Source organism: Desulfoferrobacter suflitae (assembly GCF_022603395.1).
Classification (GTDB): Bacteria; Desulfobacterota; Syntrophobacteria; order Syntrophobacterales; family Syntrophobacteraceae; genus Desulfoferrobacter; species Desulfoferrobacter suflitae.
Map to the genome: position 1 here is coordinate 456,777 of NZ_JAIBKA010000001.1, position 18,692 is coordinate 475,468.

Sequence of the window (18,692 nt, forward strand, 5' to 3'; positions counted from 1 at the left end):
ATAGGTCTGGGGTGGGACCAAGGTAAGGTCTTGACATTGCGGATAATTGGTCGAAAATGGTGGCGATTTTCAGCTCAATAGCCGCTTTTTCGAGTGCGAAAAGAGCAGTATTTGTAAGGGTCGCAAGGGCGCGTTTTGGTTTCAACCCGTTCCTCGTTCTTCCCAGTGGGGGTAAGGGACCTTATCATCTTCCAGCTTGATGCGCCCCCCGCATGAGAAGAACGGCTCCGCTGGAAAAACTGGTCAACCCTGGTCTTCAGTTCATGAGTCAGCGCTGTGTTAAGTCAATCGAGGTTTGACACTAACCTGAATGCAGCCATATAATTGAAAACGAAGGAGATCAGTTATGACAACCCTGACACTCAGCGACATACTGGATGACCTGCGTGCCGCTGAAGAAGGCTTGCACAGATTCGAACGGCGGTATTGGATCAGTTCAGATCACTTTTTCGACATGTATTCGAGAGGCTTGCTTGATGATGGCGAAAATTCGGAAGAATTCGCTGAATGGTCCGGACATTACAGACTCAGACAAAAGAGACTGGCCGCCCTCACAAAACTTTCTCAGCAGCGTCTCGATGCTCTCCGGCCCAAGTCCAAAGGCAAAATGGTTAGGTTGACTCCGGCCGAGCCAGTGCTAAGGGTGGGATAATGCCGGCCTTTAGCCGCCAGGAATACGAAAGTCTGCTGTACTCTTTGGTAGAGCGGCATCCCGAGGTATCTGCCTCAACACTGCGTCTGTACTCCAGCAGCCCCACCACTGCATTAGTGCGCGGCAGCGTTCATTTTCACAGCGGCATCGAACTGCGCGTCTTTGAATACCTTGACCTGACCGACGGAGAGATCTTCGATTACAGCTACAGCGTGTTCCGTGGTGAGGAGCGCGTTTGTTGGTATGATCCTCAGCCCCATGCCGAAAACCCTGTTCTTGCACCAACGTTTCCACATCATCGCCATGAACCGCCCCATATCAAACATAACCGCCGCCCAGCTCCCGGCATAACCTTCCAGGCACCCAACCTGCCAACACTCATAGCCGATTGCATCGCACTGGAGGCAGGTTAAGGACTTCATTGTCAGATTGTCGAGTGCTGGCTGGGGACAGTATTGGGAGTTGGGTCTTGATCATCGTTTCAGCCGCTAGAATTCCCGTGGGTTGGGTTGAGCGCAGCGAAAGGCAACGATACTTGGCGCCTGTGCAGGGATTTAGCTACGCTCAACCCAACGCGCTAAAATTGCATTTTAGCACTCCGGTACTCGCCGCTTTCTCTTCTCCCGGAGTGCAAAAATGAAATTTTTGCAGCCCATCGATACACTCCACCAACACTCGCAAATCGTACCCTGGCCGAAACGATGATCGTCGCTGGGAGTTGGGTCTGGGGGCCTGGCGTCTGGCCAAGGTAAGGTCTTGACATCGATGATAATTGGTCGAAAATGGGGACGATATTCGGCTCAATAGCCGCTTTTTCGATTGCGAAAAGAGCAATATTGGCCCTCAAAATGCCTACTTCTGGAACACTAATGCTTGAATTTCAAAATGATAGCATGGCCCGACCTTCGGCCCGCCGGAAAGGCGAGTTCACGCGTGACAGGGTTACCTATTCCGTGGCGGATGAAACAGAGATGATCCTTCTCGGCTACATCGCCTTCTTCGATCCGCCCAACGTTTCCGCGTCCGAAGCCGCTGCTCTTTTGCGGGATGCGGGAGTAGCGGTCAAGGTTTTGACCGGCGACAACGGACTGGTCACCGGAAAGGTCTGTCGGGATGTGGGGATCGAGATAGAACGGCTTGTCTCCGGAAACGAGCTCTCACACATGACAGAGAACGAATTTTCACGCACCGTGGTCGAAGCGAATGTTTTCGTCAAACTCAGCCCGACTCAAAAGGAACAGATTGTCCAAGAGCTTCGCAACGGCGGCCATGTGGTGGGATTCATGGGCGACGGCATCAATGATGCCCCCGCCCTGCGGGCCGCCGATGTGGGGATTTCGGTGGATTCGGCGGTGGATGTCGCCAAAGAGGCGGCCGACATTGTGCTTTTGGAAAAAAGCCTGCTGGTGCTTGAAGAAGGAATCATCGAAGGAAGGAAGGTCTTTGCCAACATCGTCAAGTACATCCGCATGGGGGCAAGCTCCAACTTCGGCAATATGTTCAGCGTGGTCGGCGCAAGCTATCTTTTGCCTTTTCTGCCGATGCTTCCCGTGCAGGTGTTGACCAACAACCTGCTGTATGACTTTTCCCAGACCGGCATTCCCACCGACAGCGTGGATGAAGAGCTGATCGAACGGCCCCTCAAGTGGAACATCGACAACATCAAACGGTTTATGGTCTTCATCGGCCCGATCAGCTCGATTTTCTCCTACGTCCCACAATATTTGATTTGAACAGTCCCAAGTAATCTGATCCCGCCTATCCCGCTATACCTCGCCATGCTTTTGCACTTTACCCTGCCTACCCCGCGCGCCGGGCGCTAACCGGTCCCAAGACCACGCCGGATAACGGCTGGGCATCAGCGGGGGCGCCGAAGCACCTCCGGAATGTCAACATTACTGGTTGTCGCAGCGCCACGAGCCTCGCCGACCACCTGCAGGCCATGGCTCGGCTGCAAGATCTATTCTGCTGATGACGATGCAGACTCCAGTTCAGAGGCTTTCTTCAGAGCCCATTCAATGGCTTCGTTGTCAAATCCTGGCCTTGAGCGCATAAAAGCGGCCGCCTTTCGGTAGTACTCAGCGGCCATCCTATTCTGCCCCTTGGCTTCATAGACCGTTGCCAGTCTGTCGAGCCCGTCAACATCGTCCGGATATTGCTCCAATAGCTTGTGACACTGAGCTTCCGCTTCGTCCAGTTTCCCGGCTTGGATGAGATCAATGACACTATTCGATAGGTTGTCCAACTCCTCCATTTGGGCATGGATCTGTTTGAAGACATCTGAAGGAGCCTGCGGCGGCCGTGTCGCTGAGACCTGTTCGCGCAACAAACAGCATTTTTTGTACTTCTTTCCACTTCCACAAGGGCAGGGCGCATTGCGGGATATCTTACTCATGGGTAACGCAACTCCTTTGTTGAAAAACCGTTGCCAAACATAGCATCTGGCGCGTCGGGCGCCGGCGGTTTTGCGCTTGCGGGCGGCGCCAGGTTGGAGTAAACGAACGGCTTTTTCGGAAACCTCTTCGATCATGACTATTCGCTCAAGTGGGAGACGCCATGTTTGCTCCATTTACCCGCTCAGATATTAGAAAATACAGCTTGAATGTGCTGCGAAACAAGATCCGCTGCGGTTTGCCCTCCTGCCCCGTCTGCAATACTCAACCGTATTTGTTCAGGCGGCATCAGGCACGCCCCCGCAAATTCCGCATTCTATGCGACGCATTGGTCCAGGTGGTAAAATGCCTTGTCATTCGGTGGAAATGCCCCGGCTGCCATAAGACCTTCACCGAACAGCCTCCTTTCGCGCTTCCCTTCAAGCGTTACACCAGCGACGCGATACTTCATCGCTCGGCAAGCTATCTGGAAGATGAGACGTCGACCTATCGGAAGACAGTCCTGGAAGAAGGCTCGGAGATCTTCCATGCCTCGACGGACGAAGGAAATACGCCGGTCGATAAAGTCCTCTCCCACACAACCCCTTACCGCTGGATCGACACTCTTGGCCGCTTCAAAGAAATCCCGCGCCGCGCTCTGGACCTCATCTTACAGAAGGATCCGGCGACAAAAGTCTACCGGGATCTCGCCGCGCTAACGATCTCCCCCAATAAGTTCGTGAAAACCGCTCGGGAAGAAACCCTCAAACGCTCTCGCCGGCTCGTCCACCTGGAGGCGGTATTCCGAGTTGTTTTTGGTGCTTCAATTTTCCCCTTCTTTGCAACAGGCTGCGCCTGGCAATGATTTATGCTCGCCTCCAACCATAAAACAAAGGAGGCGTTATGAAGCAAAAAGATGAAAAATGGGCCCTGTTCTGGTGCGATCTCCTTCGCCCCGTTCTCTTCGACGAGGTGGAGCCGGAATCGATCCAGGATTTTCTCAAAGAGATCTCTCAAAAGGAGATGGTCTTTCCCGGCGGACGTACCGGCAAGCCCTCCCTTTCCACCCTCAGGCGAAAGCTGAAGCGCTATCGAACCGGAGGATTCGATGCTCTCGCAAGAAAAGACCGCCATGACCGCGGCCATGCCAGGGCCGCACCCGCAGAAATCATTGCAACCGCCATCGAGCTTAAATGCGAGCAGCCCAAGCGCTCCCCTGCCACCATCAACCGATTCCTAAAGGACCTCTATGGCGTTACGCTCTCCCGCTCTACTTTGTATCGCCATCTTAAAGGTGCGGGCGCAACCCGCCTCAAGCTCGGCGTTGTCAAAAACAAGGTGAGAAAACGTTGGACCAGAGACCATACCCATGATCTCTGGGTTGGGGACTTCGAGGAAGGCCCCTATGTTGTTTTCGGCCGGGAGGTCCTGCCCACCTATCTTTCCGCTTTCATCGACTGCCACAGCAGGTATATCGTCGAGGCCCGCTACTACCTGCGCCAAAGCCTCGATATCCTCATCGACTCGCTGCTGCGCGCCCTGGCCAAGCATGGCGCCCCCGGCGAACTCTACCTCGATAACGCCAAGGTCTATCACGCAATCGGCCTCAAGGCTGCCTGCTACCGGCTCCACATCCGGCTTCGCCACCGGCCGGCCGGGGACCCTTCCCCGGGAGGACTCATTGAGCGCTTCTTTGAGACCGCCCAAGACCGGTTTGAATCCGAGGTGCGGGCACAAGATGCCATAAGCCTCGATGATCTCAACCGAGCTCTCAGCGCATGGATCTCGGTGGATTATCATAGCTCCATTCATTCCGAGACCGGCGAGACTCCCAAGGACCGCTATCATACCGGACTTTCCGTCATCCGCCACGTGGAAATGGACCAGGTGCTCGCTTCCTTTCTTAGAAAGGTCACTCGGGTCGTCCACAAGGATTTTTCCGACATTAGCCTCGATAAGCGGCTCTACCGGGTCGATCCAGCTTTAAGGGGAGACAAGGTCTGGGTCCACTACGATCCCTTCTCGTCTTCAGATAGCGTGAAGATCTTTTCCCTGAAAGGCGAATACCAGGGATCGGGCGTGCTCCATCACCGCGAGGCCGAGCAACCGCCCCTTCCCGCACAAGCTCGGGGAAAACCCAAGCATAACCTCATCGATCTCCTCGTTCGCGAGCACCGGGAGCAGCTCGCCGCAAACACTCGCGGCATCGATTACCGCAAGGTCGTCTCCGTGCGGCCGTGGCCGTTTCATGCCTTTGTCAAAGCCTTTGCCCGGCTGCTCGGAAAAGAAGTGGGCATCTCCGCCTTCACGGCACAGGAGCTCGAAACGCTCAAAAAACTCTACAATCAAAACGTTCAGCTCACAGAATCCGTGCTCACGCAGGCCTTTGCCCGAGTGCCTAACAAGTCGTTCCCCCACCTCGTCGGTGAGCTCAAACAAATCCTACAGCAAAAGGAGTAACCACCATGTTCCTCGATCATTTCAAAATGAACAGCCATCCCTTCCAGGAACGCCCTCCCGTGGAATGGATCCTCAACGACCACCGCATCTCCCAGTCCCTGGCCAGACTCGACTACTTTGCCCGGCAAGGGACCCTGGCCCTCCTCATCGGACCAACCGGTGCCGGAAAATCCACACTCTTAAGGCTCTTCATCCATAACCTCTCTAAAAACCGCTACCGCCCCGTTTATCTCCACTTCACCGGAATCCCGTCATCCAGCCTGCTTCGCCTAATCGTGACTCAGTTGGGAGAAGCCCCCCGGCGAGGCAAGGATCATCTCTTTTTACAAATTCTCGATCGCACCGCAAAAGAAGATCTCTCAACGGTGCTTATCATCGACGAAGCCCACCTTATAGATCCGCAAGCTTTGACCGATCTGCGCCTCCTGGTTAGCTCAGCCCTCGATACCGATACTCCCGTAAAGATCGTCCTCAGCGGTCAGGAGCCCCTCGCCAAGCTCCTTGCCCGTGCCTCTCTTAGCGATCTTGTCAACCGAATCACCGTCCGATGTCACCTCGGCGCCTTAACCTCGGACCAGACCACCTCCTATATCGACTCCAGGATGCGTTTCGCGGGGAGCAACGAGAAGGTCTTCGAGCCCGAAGCCAAATCCCTCATCCATGACTATGCCAGCGGCATCCCAAGGCAGATTAATAACATCGCTACCGCCTGCCTCCTCAATGCCGCCGCCCAAAATCTCAACAAGATCAACGAAGCCCTGGTCACCGACACCATGGCCGAATTCCGCCTTCCCTAGGAGAAGACATCATGACAAAGCTCTATTCCAAGCAAAAACTCCGGATACTGCGTAATCAGATCCCCATCTCCCGGCTCATCTCTGATTTTCTGCGCATCCCCTGCAAAGTATCAGACGGGTATTTTCGCTTTCTATGCCCCCTGTGCTCTGAGTTTCAAACCGCCACCAACCCCAAAACCAACCTGGCCCGGTGCTTCCGGTGCCAGAAAAACTTCAATCCCATCGACATGGTCATGGCCGTCAAATGCTGCAACTTCCGTGAGGCTGTTGAAATGATCGACGGCTTACAAGACTGCTAAAATACTCACGTCTTCCCTCACAAGCTCCCACCAACTTGTGGGGGAGGACATCTTCATCTAAACTGGGACTCTCAGAGTCAAATATTGTGAGACTTAGCAATTTTCGACTACGCCACCTTTGCTTTGATGTGGTTCTTCTTCAATTGCAGCGCCTTTTCCGATCCCGGCGTTGGAGCGCAGCAACAGGAAGGGCTCGCCCGCCTGTTTCAGACCGGGTGGTTTGTTGAATCGCTCCTGACCCAAACCCTCATCGTTCATATCATCAGGACGCGGCGAATCCCCTTCTTCGGCAGCCGCGCTTCGCTGCATTTGACGCTGACGACGCTGGTCATCATGGGCATCGGCGCATGGCTGCCGTACTCGCCTTTTGTCGGCTCGCTGATCAAGGGATCACCGCATTCATCATAAGCGCCGCTACGGGGGCAAAGGGGTGCTCAAGGCGGTTGCGAATCTCAAGGACATGATTGCACCTCCGGTCAAGGGTATGGACCCCATGCGGCAGGCAGAGCTTGATCGTGTGCTGATCGAGCTTGACGGGACCGCCAACAAGGAAAAGCTTGGGGCGAACGCCATCCTTGGAAGGTTGGGTTGAGCGAATGCGAAACCCAACGTGAAGCATGGATGATCTCCTCGCCACTTTCTTCATCAATATTGCCCATCAAGGAAGAGGAGGCTTGGTTTGGCGCCGTTATCATCCTGAGGTTGAGTGACTACTGAACGTAGATCCGCACTCCAACTTCGATGATGTCTGTAAGCCTCGTTGTAGTACTAGTACTACTTACCGCAAGTCCTCACCCTATCTGCCCGAACAGGCCCGCTTCGAGGGTTTCGCGGCCGGCGGCTTGCTCACGGCCGTTTCTGGAAAAGAACAGAATTCTGAAAGAGAAACGGGCTTTTCCTGTTTGGATCGTATTTCGCCATTCTTGCGGCAGCAGAAAGGTGAAGCATATAAATTCATATTTCGAGTTAAGGCTCAAAAAGTCAAATCTACCCCTATAACCCCGATCAGCCCGATGAGGAAACCGGTCTGCCGTATCATTTGCCATTGCGGGTGGAAAATTTTATATTGCCTTTAGCCTTAAGCCTGGATGGACATCTTTGAGACGGACCGGGTGACGGGGGTACAACTTGAGCATTCGGTGGATGGCGGCATGCATACGGTTTCAAACAATATCATGGGAGCGCTGGAACAGCACTTGATTCAGATCATCCAGTGCAACCTACTTCCGGGCGGGACCTATCTGGCCGGAGGCACAGCCGTTTACTTCTATTTTCACCATCGGATATCGGTCGACCTGGATTTTTTTACCCCGAATAAATTCAGCAGCGAACTCTTTCTACACAGCACGCGGCAATGCTTTGATCAGGTAGTGGTTGAATTGCTTGGTGAAGATACCGTGATATTCTACCTTGGCCGTAAGAAAGTGAAATTCTCCCTTTTTCGGTTCCCCTACAAGCTCCTGTCCCGGGCTTACGAAATGCCGATGCAGGAGGGGGTTACCTGCCCCCTGGCGCCGCTGGATGACATCATTGCAATGAAAGCCGTAGCGATCAGTCAAAGAGGCTCCATGAAAGATTTTATCGACCTGTTTTTCATGTTGCGAAGAACCAATATGCATTTCAACCGCATGGCAAAGCTGGTTAAGGACAAGTATGATCTAAATCAGAGTTATGACTATCAGCTCAAAACCTCTTTGGTCTATTTTGACGATGCTGAAGGGGAATTGGATCAGATTGTCATGCTCAAGAACAACGTAGCAGTGAAAATGACCGTGCATGACTGGGAAACCATAAAAGCCTTCTACCGGGATTTCATAGAATGAGGAAAGAGCTCTTCTGGGATCGAAACATGGCGGATGTTTCCGCTGAAATCATGATTGAACGAGCGATCAATTTCGGGGGCTTTGATTTTATCGATGAAGTGCAGAAAAAGTATGGGATGGAGCGGTTTATCCAAACCTTGAAACACAACCGAAACCTGGGGAAAAAAGTAGTCAACTACTGGTGCCTGAAGCTTTCCATCGACCGGCGGGAGACCCGCACGTTTCAAGACAAAAGAATATGGGAACCGTTTAAGTAGGATCGCGCGCAACACCTTCGGACAAACAGGAGGATATCTGCGGCAAGCCGTCATCCAGGACAAGGTCCCTCACAAAATTGCATCGGCGAGGAACATTCAGAGTGAACCTGCGCGGCGTCCATTGACGCACCCCGGAGAATGTATTTTGCTTATCGCGACTTCATTATGGCTTGAGACATGAACCAACTGATCAAACTTGTCAAGGATCGTAATCGTACGGTCAAGCGTAAAGCGTCCAACACGTGGGTTGCGAATCGGTGAAAATTCCGAATGCGCCACGCCCGTTAATTTTTCGGCTGCCCAGGTTGATGACCCTCGCTCGCCAAAGGTGCGTATAATTCTCGCTGCAAGAATGGCGCGAGCCTGTTCAATGCTGGCGCGCTTCCGGCCAAAATCCCGCAACACATTGCCGCTGCCGCGAACAAGCTCAAAGTCGCCGTTCATTGTAAAACCTTGTTCAATTGTTTCAGGCGTTCACTAATAAGATCCACCTCCATGTGGGGCGGTTTGATGCCAGCCTTGGATTTCTTCCGGCCGAATGCAGGGGCTGCCGCGGCTGGAAGCCGCGGCCACAACTGGCCTTAACCATGATCACGGTTTGTTGGAAGGCCCCGGCTTGTCCAACCGGCGGCGCAATTCCGGCGCCCGGCGACGGCTGACCGGGAACCCATGCGGACAGCCGTACAGCTCGGCGAACAGCCGCCCTTCCTGACTCCGATCGAGGGACTTTAGATGACACAGGTTGATGATCGCATGCCGGTGAATTCGGAAAAATCATCGGGCAAAACATCATACCAACTCTTTAGGGAACGACGGACCATGAGAGTATCGCCGTCCGAGGCATACAGTTTGGTGTAGTCACCATCCGCGCAGACGGCGCAGATGGAAACCAACGGCACGAATATCCGCCGGTGCCCGGTATCGATGAAGACCCTGTCATGCATGGTGAGCTCGCGGGGCGAGGCCGGTGGCGGCGGCGCCGGCAAGACGCGCTTCAACGCCGTTTCCAACCGTTCGGGATGTATCGGCTTGAGCAGATAATCCACCGCATTGACCTCAAAAGCGCGGATGGCGTACTGGTCGTAGGCGGTCACGAATATGACGGCGGGAGGGTCTTCCAACTGATCGAGTAGATCGAAGCCGGAGCCGCTCGGCATCTGAATTTCGAGAAACACCAACCGCGGGCGGATGGACTGGATGACCTGCAGCGCGCGCTCGGCGCTGTCGGCTTCACCCACCACCACAATGTGTTGATATGCCCGCAAGAGAGCCCGCAGCTTTTCCCTGGCCAACCGTTCGTCATCCACCAGTACACAGCTTACAGGGTGCATGTTGGGTCCTTGTCTATCACGGGCAAGTGCGGCTCGACGGTAACCGAGCCGGTGTGGTTGTGCGTTGTCAGTCGGTGTGCTTCGCCGTAGATCATTTGCAGGCGGCGCCTGAGGTTCCGCATGCCGAGCCGCAATTGCGGGCCATCCCGGCAGGTGGTGTTGTCATCAATCCCCATTGTCCGCTGTTTTGCACCCGCAGATGCAGGCGGTCCGCCAGGCGACAGGCAGCGACCCGGACCTGCAAAGGCAAGGAACTGCAGGCAACACTCACAAACCCAGCAAGTTTTTTTCGTCTCTCATCCGGGACCCACGGGATGGCTCTCGATCTCCGAGCGAATCCTCTCAGGAACCGGCGGCTCAACCAGCACCTGAGGCAACACAAAGTGGTAAGTTTTTGCCGGATTCGGAAGGCAATGAGACAACTCCTGCCGGTTCCCGGGTTCTTTTTCAAGAGTTTGAAGCTTTTGTCTGCAAGTTTTCGGATCTCTTCAGGCAGTCTCTGATAGCACCGTCAAAACCTCTCTGTTGTTCGGTGTATCAAAGGTCCCTCAGCTTATTTTCCTTCTTGGCATTGAGAGCTTCCGTGATCAGAAAATTGAGCTTGCCTGCTTTTGAGTCTTCAATGATCTGTCTGTCCCATCTTTCCCCATCTCTTTCCAGGAACCAATTGCGGAATTGACGATAGTATTCTTCAGGTAAGTTGTTGATTGCCCTTTGAATCTCTTCCAGCTTCGCCATTTTTCGCGCCTTTCGACTTATCCAGCATGTGCTGTGTTCGACTTTCTTCAACGATAACCAGCCTTTGCTAAATCTTAGTGCGGCTTCGATATAAAAACACGCCAAGACAGCAGCCATCTTAACATTTGCCGGTCCACCTATTCAGCAACAAATCGAGGTATCAAATGAAGGAATTCTACCTGATCCAGCAAGTCGCTGAAATTTTCGGGGTGAGCGAGTCGACCATAAAGCGGCTGATCAGAGACGAAACTCTTGGCGCCATCAAGGTTCGCGGCTGCACCCGCATTCCTCTACAGGACATCGAAAAACTGAAAAAGCGCAAAAAAGCGGGTCCACAAGGGTCCAGACGGTTCAGCCCTGACTTGCGCCGCCACGGCCCAAGAGATTAATTGCCCACCACGAATCAAGGCTTGAGGATCATTGGCCATATGTGCCGACAGCCTTGGCCTCTGGATCTTAGACCTTACACCTCAAACCTTAAACCTTTTTTTCCGATTATGTTGTGGATTTTGATTTTCTTCTTCTGGATGAAGTTCTTAAGCGCGGCGATATCCATATTGAAGAGCTGAGTAAAGACGGATCGGTGCCTGAAATCAAGGTTATCAACACATCAGCCCAAATGGTTTTGATCCTCGATGGTGAGGAGTTGGTTGGGGCCAAACAGAACCGCATCGTAAACACCACTATTCTGGTCGGGAAAGCAAGTGCCATTGTGATTCCGGTGAGCTGTGTCGAGCAGGGCCGGTGGAATTATGACAGCGGGCCTTTTTCCAGCCGGGAGCGAGTCATGGCGCCGTCCCTTCGCGCCATGAAATCGGAACAGGTGCAGTTGTCGCTGAAGGTTGCGTGGCAATATCGAGCCGACCAGGGAGCCATTTGGGATGAGGTTGCCGAAAAGGCTTCAAGGCGCGGGGCGGAATCTCCCAGCATGGCCATGTCCGCCATTTACGACAAAGAGATGCCGAGTATTGAAGAATATGTAAAAAACTTCAGCCTGGTGGATTTTCAGATCGGAGCCATTTCTGCAATCAATGGGCAGGTGGTGGGGCTGGACAGTCTCGGCAAGCCGGCATCCTTTGCCAAGGTGTTCAAGAAACTCCTGCAGAGCTATGCGTTGGATGCTTTGGACTGGTACGATCCGGAGGAGGAAAAGAAGGCCTTGAAAAGCGGAGCCAGTAAATTCCTGAAGGATTGCCTGGCAGCTGAAACGGAAGCGCACGCAGGGGTGGGGCTGGGAATCGATCATCGAATTGGCTCGAAAAACGCAACGGGATTTGCCTTGACCCGGGATGATCAGCTTTTGCATCTTTGTATTTTTGCAAAAGAAAGCCGGCAAAAAAGCGAGCAATCGGGCGCGAGAATGAGACGCTTTTCAGCAAGGAGAAACCATCGACTATGATGCTAATGTTTTGAATCTCCGATGAAAGGTGCTAAATTGAAACAATAAATACGACAGATTGAAAACCCTTTGTCAGTCCAGAAATGGGGCTTCAAATGAAGGAGAACCTGCATGCATTGGCAAGAATATATCACGTCAGACCCGACGGTCTGTCACGGTAAGGCATGTATTAAGGGGACTCGCATCATGGTCTCAGTAGTCCTTGACAACCTTGCCGCAGGTCTCAGCGTTGAGGAAATCTTGACAAGTTACCCTAGCCTCACTCCTAAGGCTGTGCAGGCAGCTATCGCTTACGCAGCGGATCTTGCTCGCGAGCGCATTGTAGAAATGCCTGCTGCGTAACTTATGGCTATTCGGAGAGGAACATGAGATTCAAGGTAGACGAGAATCTTCCCGTCGAGGTAGCTGATTTGTTCAGGCAAGGGGGCTTTGAAACAAGCACAGTACTGGAGGAGCGGCTTGGCGGAAGCCCCGACACGAAAATTCTCTCCATTTGCCAGTCCGAGAAACGGGTGCTAATAACCCTGGATAACGATTTTGGTAATATGCGCATCTATCCTCCAACAGAGTTTGATGGGATTGTCGTTCTACGTCTGAGGAAACAAGACAAGCCATATACGTTAGAGGTACTCCGCCGTCTTATTCCGCTATTATCCACTGAAACTCTCCCAGGATATCTGTGGGTTGTTGATGAAAAGCGTATCCGAATCCGGCAGGAGCACTGAGTGCGTGTCACAAAATAACATTTACAGTTTATGCGGATTGTGGGTGTATTGCATAGTTCCACTCGCCATGGAATTCGTCATGGACGATGTTGACCTGGCGCAACTCCTTGTCCGAAACCTTAATTCCTTTGGGATACTTATTGGTATCGAGCTCGCACTTGACTGTCAGGCCTGTGCGGGTCTTCGTTGAAGCAATGAGGTTGACGATCACTTCATGACTCACAAGAGGTTTACCCCGCCAATTCTGACTGATGAAGGAAAAGAGTCGATGCTCGATCTTGTTCCACTTGCTGGTGCCCGGTGGGAAATGGCAAACCGATATGACAAGACCAGTTTCGTTGGCGAACTTCTGCAACTCGATCTTCCAGAGTCGAACTCTCACCCCGTTGCTGCCGCCACCATCAGCGGTAATCAGAAGGCGAGCCGCCTTCGGATAAGCTTCCCGTCCCATGGTAATCCACCACTTGCGGATGCTCTCCACGGCAAACGTTGCAGTGTCATGGTCGGTTCCGACATTGACCCATCCGGTATTGCGGGTCTGGTCGTAAATCCCGTAGGGGGCCACTTTTCCAAGTTCGGGGATCTCAAAATCGTAGACGCGGACTTTTTCCGGGTTGCCCTTTGGTCGGAGCTCCCGTCCACCGTTCTTGAAGTCACCCACACGTTCCTTCTTTTTTGTGTCCACCGAAATAACAGGCTGGTTACAAGACTGAAACTCCTTGACCTTCCCGTGAATGTGCTCAAACTGGGCATTCCGGTCCGGATGCGTGCCTCCCTCAGCGGTCTTTCGGTTCGCCTGCAGACTATAGTCCATCGCGTGAAGGAGCTCGGCAACCATCCGGTGACTGGTCTTATGTCCCATTTTCTTCAATTCATCGGAAAGATTACGCACACTCTTAGCCGTCCATCGCAATGGCGATTCGGGATCTCCTCTTGTGACGGGTTCAATGAGTCCTTCCAAGTCACTTCGAAGTGTCTCGTCAACTTCGATGGTACGCTTTCGTCCTCCGCCTTTCTTGCGCACACGCACCGCAGAGGACTTCGCAGAAGCCTCCTTTGTCGTTTCATCAAGAAGCTCTTTGCACCCCATAGTGATCGTTGGCCGCGAGATCCCTGTCGCTTGAGACGTCACGGAGATGCCTCCACGGCCAAGAACCAGCGCCTCGGCAGCCACGTAGAGTCGCAGCTGCCTCTCGTTGAGCAGTGGAGCCAGAAATTCAAATCGTTTTTTGATCAGTTCTTTCTCCATGACAGCAGTATATCATGGCAAGAAAGAGTGTAAAGTTTATTTCGTGACAGGCACTAAGTCGAGTTAGGTCTCATATCCTAAGAATGCCATTACATTACCTCAGTAACACTGATCATGACTGGTTTGTGCTCAGCGATGACCGTCAAATTTTCTCTATCAAGCGAAAGCTAGAGCTCTATTGGGCAAAAAGAGAATTCCAGGAGCTTGTAGCAGACAGAGTCGACTTCGCGCTGGCCAGGTATTTCATGCGTAGGAGACTACAACAAGCGATCTATTACTCTGAGGAGCTTTTCACTTCAGGGATAAGCGTCGAGCCCTCGTTTGCTGATAATTTTTGGATAAAGCACTCTCTCCTGCCGGCCGAAAGAAGACCAGTGGGCTTGGAATATCAAGGAACTGAGCACAAAGTCGAGATGGGTAGAAATGAAGTCGGAACCCGTTATTACATCGATTATTCTAAGAATCAGTCGCTGATTTCCACAATTCGTGAAAACCTTGCCTGGGGGCCGCAGGAGGGCGACAAAGTGTTCCTCCTGGTTAGAAAGGGCGAAAAAGTGCTCGAGCTTCTGAATGCAGCTTAGAGGGTTACAGATTGAACAAGGGACACAGAAGTTGGCGAACTTTACTCAACCAGCAGAAAGTTACAGCTGAACGTTTTGACACCGCCCCCGAAAAACTCGGCGCAACGCTCGTAGGGGGCATGAAGTGATGGTTGGAATGTCAACAGAGCCTCGAGATAACGCCTTGTTCAAAATCGTTTCTGCATCATTCACATCGTGGCCGTAATAAACTGGAATTCCAAATTGGTGAGAAAGCTCATAGGCGGTTACTTTGTTGACGGCAATCCCGCCGACTAAAACGGGTAGATCCTGTGCGGTTTCTTTCATATCTGCCAGAAGGGTCTGAAGGCCATTTACACATTCATTTTTCATACAGGAGACGGCAAGCGCCAACACATTGTGCCGATCAAGAGCATTCAGCCAGGCTTGCGGTTTGAGGTTCGCGCCAAGATCGATCACTTCGTGGCCGGCTCCCTGTCAAAACAATTTGATGAGGTTCTTGCTGCCATCCTGACGCCGGCGCCATGACTCCGATGGCGATTTGATGGCCGGTTGCATCCGAAACGGGCGGCAAGGTCTGGAAGCAGTAGCCGGCTGCAACAGAAAATGCGACCATGTCGGGAACCTTGATTCGATTCTCCATGCGAATTCCCCTCGCCTGGCTGAAGCCATCGTGGGTTTCGGTATAAAGCGCCTTGATATCGCAAATGGCGCTCTGCAATTGCCGGCGAACAGATTCCGCATCAGTTCCCTTCAACAAACTCCGCATGAGCAAAGCCATTTGCTGACGCGTGGATTGTTCATCGATTATGGGAAGGTTTATGGATGAAGCGGCAGCCCTCTGGGTAATGACGTTTCCATCGGCTTCGGTTTCATGAACGATTCGATTCAGTATTTCTCGGAATAATTTCATCTGATAAACCTCGGGAAAAGAGGAGGGGAAGCAGCTACAATTGATTAAGTAATCAGGTAATGTCAGGCGGCGTCAACAAGGGGATAACCCGTCGCTTGTGCATGCGATAGATGCGGAAATCACTGTCGAGCGTGAGAACCGTGCTGCTTTCATGCAGTTCAGCTATCCGCACCAGGCAGGCATCCGCAAGCGAAGCGGGAAGACTCCGATACTTGTTCATAAATAAAGAAATGGCAGCGATTTGATCCTCCATAGAGAAGGAGATCTTGAGCACTTTCCGTTTCAGTAATTCAAGAACCGAGCTGGGTCCTTTGTGAAACCCCCTAAGTAGAAAACACGCCTCAGAAATGACGGCTTCACAGGTTAGTAATGGAGGCCGAATTTCAGCCCATTGGGCCTTGGTCCAATCATGATACTTATCCTGCGAGTTGAGGAAGGCAACCAATGGTCCCGTATCCAGAATGATCCGCCGTTTCATTTCCCGTAATCGTCCAGATGCTTCGGATTGGTCGCAAGATCCGGCGGGCCGTGAACACAACCGGCAAGATCACCTGCTAGCGCGAGGCAGGAGTCGGCGTTCTGGTTATCGTTTTTGGCAAGAAATTCGACAAGAGCTTCACGCATCACAGCGGACTTCGTTTCATTCCTTTTGTCTGCAACGCGTTGGATTTTATCGAACAAGTTTTCGGGAATTTTGATAGCGATCGTTTTCATAGTGACCCTCGACGTAATACCTTGTTGCAAAAATTGTATTATAATGGATTGCGATGATCAAGCCCAAGTTAAAGGTGAGGAAGCTGTAGAAAGACGAAGCAGCGGTGATCGGCTTCCGCTGTTCAGTAGATTTTTCGATTTTTCATTGTCATTCAGCCGCTATATGGGTCATTCTAGATTAGAAAGGCCATACGAGCTTCTAATTTGACCAGGGTAAAGCAAACAAAATGAACTTGGAGGGTACCAGGTAGGCGGAAGTGGGTGCATCTACGGCAATGGATTACGAGGACTACAAAGACTTGATCTCAGAGCTTCCGTTCGGAAAGCAACTGAAAAATGCGAAATACCTGCACCTGGACTTCTTGGCGGACTGGTCGCCTCAGCTCCAGGAGTTGGTTGGAATGATTAAAGAGCGCATGAGCATAGATCGCGCTTCCAATGTCATAAAATTTTACCTTTTCGAGCCTAAAATATCTCTCCTCTATTACCCGGATTTTTTCGAACTGCCGCATCCGGAGCTGCAGTCATCAATTACCGTGGATCTTTCGCGGGGAAAGATACGTAAGCACGACTACAACGGTAGCGTCAATCCACCGATTCTTCACCGCAAGGAATCCTTGCTGCCGCCGGAACATCCTCTCATCGAGCAATTTCAAAGGCTCACCGAGGCTGAAGAGGCTGAGGGCTTATACGCCAATTCAAAGACGATCGGATTCAAGCTGAACTGGGAGTCCCTGTTAGCTGCGAAAGGACTTGCCTACTGCGGGCACAAATTAGTGAGAATCCAGAACCAGCCGGCAGAGCAAAAAGAGGAAGCCGCCGAAGTACAAAGACACAAAACGGCCATCACCAGGTGCCAGTTTTCCAAGCCCATACAGAGCCTCATCGAGTACGGGTTGCTCAAGGAAAACGTGAGGCTCCTCGATTACGGCTGCGGCCAGGGAGATGACGTCAACGGACTGAAGGAGCTGGGCTACAATGCTTTAGGTTGGGACCCCGTATACCGGCCGGATGAGCCAAAAGAACCGGCGGAGATTGTCAATCTCGGGTTCGTGCTGAACGTCATTGAAGACCCGATCGAACGCACCGAAGTTTTACAGGAGGCATATGATCTGAGCAAAAGCCTTTTGGTGGTAGCGACCCTGGTGGCAAGTTCTTCTACTTCATCCCAGGGGCGCCCCTATAAAGACGGCATCCTGACCAGCCGCAACACCTTTCAGAAATACTTCCAGCAAAACGAATTGCAGCACTATATCGAGGATGTGTTGAACACTTCCGCAGTTGCTGTAGGCCCGGGCATTTTCTATGTTTTCCGATCCCACTCGGAGCAGCAAAGGTTCCTCTCGAATCGAAGCAAACGCCCGATCAACTGGGAGCGATTCAGCCGGCAATTGTTTGCCGTCAGGGAGAGGCCAAAGAAGCCGCCCAAGGAAGATCCGTACGAAAAACACCAAGAACTTCTGGACGATTTTTGGGCAAGAATGATCGATCTCGGCCGGGTGCCCAAAAGAGAAGAGTTCGGCCAATACGATGCTTTATGCGGCGCCGTTGGCTCCGCCAACAAAGCGAGGCGGCTATTCGTCCGAAAGTTCGGTGAAGAAGCGTTGGCCAATGCATTCGAACAACGCAGGAACGATTTACTGGTCTACCTGGCCTTGTCCAATTTCAATAGAAGGGTACCCTTCAAACACCTTCCGGTTGATTTGAAAACGGATATCAAGACGTTTCTCGGCAGCTACAAGCAGGGAATTGAAGAGAGTCAAAGGCTTCTCTTCTCGGTTGGAAATCCGGATTTGATCGGGACCCTCTGCGATGAAACCCCCTTTGGTTATCTTGACGATCAGGCGCTCTATATCCACCGGAATCTCGTTCAGGATCTGCACCCGATTCTGCGCATCTACGTGGGATGTGCTGAATTGCTTTACGGAGATTTAAACACTGTGGATCTGGTAAAAATCCACAAGCGCTCGGGCAAGGTGACTCTGCTCGTCTACGATGACTTCGAGAACCAACCGCTTCCGGAGCTGCAGACCCGCATCAAGGTGAACCTCAGGACCCAGTCCATCGATATTTTTGATCATCAGGCTCTACCTCATCGACAGCTGCTGTATTTCAAAAAACGCTTCGTTGCTTTGGATCACCCGAAGCGTTCCGAGTGGGAAGCTTTCAGCGAAAAGTTGCGGTCTCTTGGATTGGACGAATCGATGGGCTTCGGACCAACCAAAGAGCAACTGCTAGAGCTTCTGAGGGAAACGGACATGAGGGTTTCGGATTTCTTTCCGGAGACGCAAGCGTTATCGAATGCTGATATGCGAATGGAGCAAGCGGAGCACCAATGAAGGATTCAAAAAGTTGGGATACAGCCCGCATCGTCATAGAAAGCGCAAGGGCGAAGCGGGTCAT

At 52.3% G+C, this 18,692-nt stretch carries 24 protein-coding genes and 3 pseudogenes; 17 read left to right on the top strand and 10 right to left on the bottom strand.

The window, feature by feature from the left end:
* Window positions 1-346: 346 nt before the first annotated feature.
* From K1V27_RS02165 to K1V27_RS02175, 3 genes and pseudogenes are all read left to right on the top strand, one after another.
* Window positions 347-652 carry a hypothetical protein gene (locus K1V27_RS02165; RefSeq protein ID WP_258927881.1) on the top strand — a complete coding sequence of 102 codons (306 nt, stop codon included), beginning with the start codon at window positions 347-349 and terminating at the stop codon, window positions 650-652.
* The gene (locus K1V27_RS02170; RefSeq protein WP_258927882.1) at window positions 652-1,065 is read left to right on the top strand and encodes a toxin-antitoxin system TumE family protein; all 414 of its coding nucleotides are present in this window, start codon (window positions 652-654) and stop codon (window positions 1,063-1,065) included. The genes K1V27_RS02165 and K1V27_RS02170 overlap by 1 nt, the downstream gene beginning before the upstream one ends.
* Window positions 1,066-1,575: 510 nt before the next feature.
* A pseudogene (locus tag K1V27_RS02175) lies at window positions 1,576-2,364 on the top strand (HAD-IC family P-type ATPase); the annotation flags it as partial.
* A 248-nt stretch (window positions 2,365-2,612) separates the two neighbouring features.
* On the opposite strand, the gene K1V27_RS02180 reads toward K1V27_RS02175, so the two are convergent.
* Window positions 2,613-3,182, bottom strand: a complete 570-nt coding sequence (locus K1V27_RS02180) for a tetratricopeptide repeat protein (RefSeq protein WP_258927476.1) — start codon at window positions 3,180-3,182, stop codon at window positions 2,613-2,615.
* Between the two features lie 26 nt (window positions 3,183-3,208).
* Between K1V27_RS02180 and K1V27_RS02185 the strand changes: the two genes are divergently transcribed.
* The 8 genes and pseudogenes from K1V27_RS02185 (at window position 3,209) to K1V27_RS02220 (ending at window position 8,660) form a co-directional block, all read left to right on the top strand.
* Window positions 3,209-3,889, top strand: coding sequence for a DUF6431 domain-containing protein (locus K1V27_RS02185; RefSeq protein ID WP_258927475.1), 681 nt, complete (start codon window positions 3,209-3,211; stop codon window positions 3,887-3,889).
* A 38-nt stretch (window positions 3,890-3,927) separates the two neighbouring features.
* Window positions 3,928-5,484 (top strand): helix-turn-helix domain-containing protein, encoded by a 1,557-nt coding sequence (locus tag K1V27_RS02190; RefSeq protein WP_258927474.1) that lies wholly within the window; start codon window positions 3,928-3,930, stop codon window positions 5,482-5,484.
* Between the two features lie 5 nt (window positions 5,485-5,489).
* Window positions 5,490-6,281: an ExeA family protein gene (locus K1V27_RS02195; protein WP_258927473.1), complete on the top strand. Its 792-nt coding sequence runs from the start codon at window positions 5,490-5,492 to the stop codon at window positions 6,279-6,281.
* Window positions 6,282-6,292: 11 nt separating this feature from the next.
* Window positions 6,293-6,580: a CHC2 zinc finger domain-containing protein gene (locus tag K1V27_RS02200; RefSeq protein WP_258927472.1), complete on the top strand. Its 288-nt coding sequence runs from the start codon at window positions 6,293-6,295 to the stop codon at window positions 6,578-6,580.
* Window positions 6,581-6,676: 96 nt separating this feature from the next.
* Window positions 6,677-6,961 (top strand): annotated as a pseudogene (locus K1V27_RS02205) (magnesium-translocating P-type ATPase); the annotation flags it as partial.
* A 28-nt stretch (window positions 6,962-6,989) separates the two neighbouring features.
* A pseudogene (locus K1V27_RS02210) lies at window positions 6,990-7,160 on the top strand (phosphopyruvate hydratase); the annotation flags it as partial.
* A 571-nt stretch (window positions 7,161-7,731) separates the two neighbouring features.
* Window positions 7,732-8,403 carry a nucleotidyl transferase AbiEii/AbiGii toxin family protein gene (locus K1V27_RS02215; protein WP_258927885.1) on the top strand — a complete coding sequence of 224 codons (672 nt, stop codon included), beginning with the start codon at window positions 7,732-7,734 and terminating at the stop codon, window positions 8,401-8,403.
* On the top strand, window positions 8,400-8,660 hold the full coding sequence (locus K1V27_RS02220) for a hypothetical protein (RefSeq protein ID WP_258927886.1): 261 nt from the start codon (window positions 8,400-8,402) through the stop codon (window positions 8,658-8,660). Before K1V27_RS02215 ends, K1V27_RS02220 begins: the two co-directional genes overlap by 4 nt.
* A 96-nt stretch (window positions 8,661-8,756) precedes the next feature.
* Here K1V27_RS02220 and K1V27_RS02225 read toward each other — a convergent pair whose 3' ends face one another.
* From K1V27_RS02225 to K1V27_RS02235, 4 genes are all read right to left on the bottom strand, one after another.
* The gene (locus K1V27_RS02225) at window positions 8,757-9,104 is read right to left on the bottom strand and encodes a helix-turn-helix domain-containing protein (RefSeq protein WP_258927887.1); all 348 of its coding nucleotides are present in this window, start codon (window positions 9,102-9,104) and stop codon (window positions 8,757-8,759) included.
* A 147-nt stretch (window positions 9,105-9,251) separates the two neighbouring features.
* Window positions 9,252-9,425 carry a LytTR family transcriptional regulator DNA-binding domain-containing protein gene (locus K1V27_RS22685; protein ID WP_353740512.1) on the bottom strand — a complete coding sequence of 58 codons (174 nt, stop codon included), beginning with the start codon at window positions 9,423-9,425 and terminating at the stop codon, window positions 9,252-9,254.
* A complete protein-coding gene (locus tag K1V27_RS02230) occupies window positions 9,389-9,991 on the bottom strand; it encodes a LytR/AlgR family response regulator transcription factor (protein ID WP_258927888.1) in 603 nt (200 codons plus the stop codon). Before K1V27_RS02230 ends, K1V27_RS22685 begins: the two co-directional genes overlap by 37 nt.
* Before the next feature lie 537 nt (window positions 9,992-10,528).
* Window positions 10,529-10,729, bottom strand: a complete 201-nt coding sequence (locus tag K1V27_RS02235; protein ID WP_258927889.1) for a hypothetical protein — start codon at window positions 10,727-10,729, stop codon at window positions 10,529-10,531.
* Window positions 10,730-10,893: 164 nt separating this feature from the next.
* Here K1V27_RS02235 and K1V27_RS02240 point away from each other — a divergent pair, with 164 nt between their 5' ends.
* The 4 genes from K1V27_RS02240 to K1V27_RS02250 all read left to right on the top strand — a co-directional run bounded on the left by K1V27_RS02240 (window position 10,894) and on the right by K1V27_RS02250 (window position 12,853).
* Window positions 10,894-11,118, top strand: a complete 225-nt coding sequence (locus tag K1V27_RS02240; RefSeq protein ID WP_258927890.1) for a helix-turn-helix domain-containing protein — start codon at window positions 10,894-10,896, stop codon at window positions 11,116-11,118.
* A 113-nt stretch (window positions 11,119-11,231) separates the two neighbouring features.
* Window positions 11,232-12,128 (top strand): ARPP-1 family domain-containing protein, encoded by an 897-nt coding sequence (locus tag K1V27_RS02245; protein WP_258927891.1) that lies wholly within the window; start codon window positions 11,232-11,234, stop codon window positions 12,126-12,128.
* 111 nt (window positions 12,129-12,239) lie between these two features.
* A complete protein-coding gene (locus K1V27_RS22690; RefSeq protein WP_353740499.1) occupies window positions 12,240-12,470 on the top strand; it encodes a DUF433 domain-containing protein in 231 nt (76 codons plus the stop codon).
* Window positions 12,471-12,493: 23 nt separating this feature from the next.
* Complete coding sequence (locus K1V27_RS02250; protein WP_258927892.1) at window positions 12,494-12,853, top strand: DUF5615 family PIN-like protein; 360 nt, start codon at window positions 12,494-12,496, stop codon at window positions 12,851-12,853.
* Between the two features lie 28 nt (window positions 12,854-12,881).
* On the opposite strand, the gene K1V27_RS02255 is transcribed toward K1V27_RS02250, so the two are convergent.
* Window positions 12,882-14,102: an ISAzo13 family transposase gene (locus tag K1V27_RS02255; protein WP_258927893.1), complete on the bottom strand. Its 1,221-nt coding sequence runs from the start codon at window positions 14,100-14,102 to the stop codon at window positions 12,882-12,884.
* A 125-nt stretch (window positions 14,103-14,227) separates the two neighbouring features.
* Here K1V27_RS02255 and K1V27_RS02260 point away from each other — a divergent pair, with 125 nt between their 5' ends.
* The gene (locus tag K1V27_RS02260) at window positions 14,228-14,683 is read left to right on the top strand and encodes a hypothetical protein (protein ID WP_258927894.1); all 456 of its coding nucleotides are present in this window, start codon (window positions 14,228-14,230) and stop codon (window positions 14,681-14,683) included.
* A 60-nt stretch (window positions 14,684-14,743) separates the two neighbouring features.
* On the opposite strand, the gene K1V27_RS02265 is transcribed toward K1V27_RS02260, so the two are convergent.
* From K1V27_RS02265 to K1V27_RS02280, 4 genes are read right to left on the bottom strand one after another with little or no spacing between them, the layout of a single operon-like run.
* Entirely contained in the window at window positions 14,744-15,121 is a 378-nt protein-coding gene (locus K1V27_RS02265) for a hypothetical protein (RefSeq protein WP_258927895.1), read from the bottom strand.
* Complete coding sequence (locus tag K1V27_RS02270) at window positions 15,069-15,575, bottom strand: hypothetical protein (RefSeq protein WP_258927896.1); 507 nt, start codon at window positions 15,573-15,575, stop codon at window positions 15,069-15,071. Before K1V27_RS02270 ends, K1V27_RS02265 begins: the two co-directional genes overlap by 53 nt.
* 52 nt (window positions 15,576-15,627) lie before the next feature.
* Complete coding sequence (locus K1V27_RS02275; RefSeq protein WP_258927897.1) at window positions 15,628-16,053, bottom strand: type II toxin-antitoxin system VapC family toxin; 426 nt, start codon at window positions 16,051-16,053, stop codon at window positions 15,628-15,630.
* Window positions 16,050-16,289, bottom strand: coding sequence for a ribbon-helix-helix domain-containing protein (locus tag K1V27_RS02280; protein WP_258927898.1), 240 nt, complete (start codon window positions 16,287-16,289; stop codon window positions 16,050-16,052). Before K1V27_RS02280 ends, K1V27_RS02275 begins: the two co-directional genes overlap by 4 nt.
* Window positions 16,290-16,546: 257 nt before the next feature.
* Here K1V27_RS02280 and K1V27_RS02285 point away from each other — a divergent pair, with 257 nt between their 5' ends.
* A complete protein-coding gene (locus K1V27_RS02285) occupies window positions 16,547-18,628 on the top strand; it encodes a DNA phosphorothioation-associated putative methyltransferase (protein WP_258927899.1) in 2,082 nt (693 codons plus the stop codon).
* Window positions 18,629-18,692: the final 64 nt, after the last annotated feature.

Excerpts from the sequence above, each read along its gene's own strand:
- K1V27_RS02240 (WP_258927890.1), top strand. The coding sequence starts at position 10,894 with ATGAAGGAATTCTACCTGATCCAGCAAGTCGCTGAAATTTTCGGGGTG.
- K1V27_RS02275 (WP_258927897.1), bottom strand. The coding sequence starts at position 16,053 with ATGAAACGGCGGATCATTCTGGATACGGGACCATTGGTTGCCTTCCTC.
- K1V27_RS02230 (WP_258927888.1), bottom strand. The coding sequence starts at position 9,991 with ATGCACCCTGTAAGCTGTGTACTGGTGGATGACGAACGGTTGGCCAGG.
- K1V27_RS02225 (WP_258927887.1), bottom strand. The coding sequence starts at position 9,104 with ATGAACGGCGACTTTGAGCTTGTTCGCGGCAGCGGCAATGTGTTGCGG.
- K1V27_RS02250 (WP_258927892.1), top strand. The coding sequence starts at position 12,494 with ATGAGATTCAAGGTAGACGAGAATCTTCCCGTCGAGGTAGCTGATTTG.
- K1V27_RS02220 (WP_258927886.1), top strand. The coding sequence starts at position 8,400 with ATGAGGAAAGAGCTCTTCTGGGATCGAAACATGGCGGATGTTTCCGCT.
- K1V27_RS02195 (WP_258927473.1), top strand. The coding sequence starts at position 5,490 with ATGTTCCTCGATCATTTCAAAATGAACAGCCATCCCTTCCAGGAACGC.
- K1V27_RS02200 (WP_258927472.1), top strand. The coding sequence starts at position 6,293 with ATGACAAAGCTCTATTCCAAGCAAAAACTCCGGATACTGCGTAATCAG.
- K1V27_RS02280 (WP_258927898.1), bottom strand. The coding sequence starts at position 16,289 with ATGAAAACGATCGCTATCAAAATTCCCGAAAACTTGTTCGATAAAATC.
- K1V27_RS02190 (WP_258927474.1), top strand. The coding sequence starts at position 3,928 with ATGAAGCAAAAAGATGAAAAATGGGCCCTGTTCTGGTGCGATCTCCTT.
- K1V27_RS02180 (WP_258927476.1), bottom strand. The coding sequence starts at position 3,182 with ATGATCGAAGAGGTTTCCGAAAAAGCCGTTCGTTTACTCCAACCTGGC.
- K1V27_RS02170 (WP_258927882.1), top strand. The coding sequence starts at position 652 with ATGCCGGCCTTTAGCCGCCAGGAATACGAAAGTCTGCTGTACTCTTTG.
- K1V27_RS02165 (WP_258927881.1), top strand. The coding sequence starts at position 347 with ATGACAACCCTGACACTCAGCGACATACTGGATGACCTGCGTGCCGCT.
- K1V27_RS02215 (WP_258927885.1), top strand. The coding sequence starts at position 7,732 with ATGCATACGGTTTCAAACAATATCATGGGAGCGCTGGAACAGCACTTG.
- K1V27_RS02270 (WP_258927896.1), bottom strand. The coding sequence starts at position 15,575 with ATGAAATTATTCCGAGAAATACTGAATCGAATCGTTCATGAAACCGAA.
- K1V27_RS02185 (WP_258927475.1), top strand. The coding sequence starts at position 3,209 with ATGTTTGCTCCATTTACCCGCTCAGATATTAGAAAATACAGCTTGAAT.
- K1V27_RS02235 (WP_258927889.1), bottom strand. The coding sequence starts at position 10,729 with ATGGCGAAGCTGGAAGAGATTCAAAGGGCAATCAACAACTTACCTGAA.
- K1V27_RS02255 (WP_258927893.1), bottom strand. The coding sequence starts at position 14,102 with ATGGAGAAAGAACTGATCAAAAAACGATTTGAATTTCTGGCTCCACTG.
- K1V27_RS22690 (WP_353740499.1), top strand. The coding sequence starts at position 12,240 with ATGCATTGGCAAGAATATATCACGTCAGACCCGACGGTCTGTCACGGT.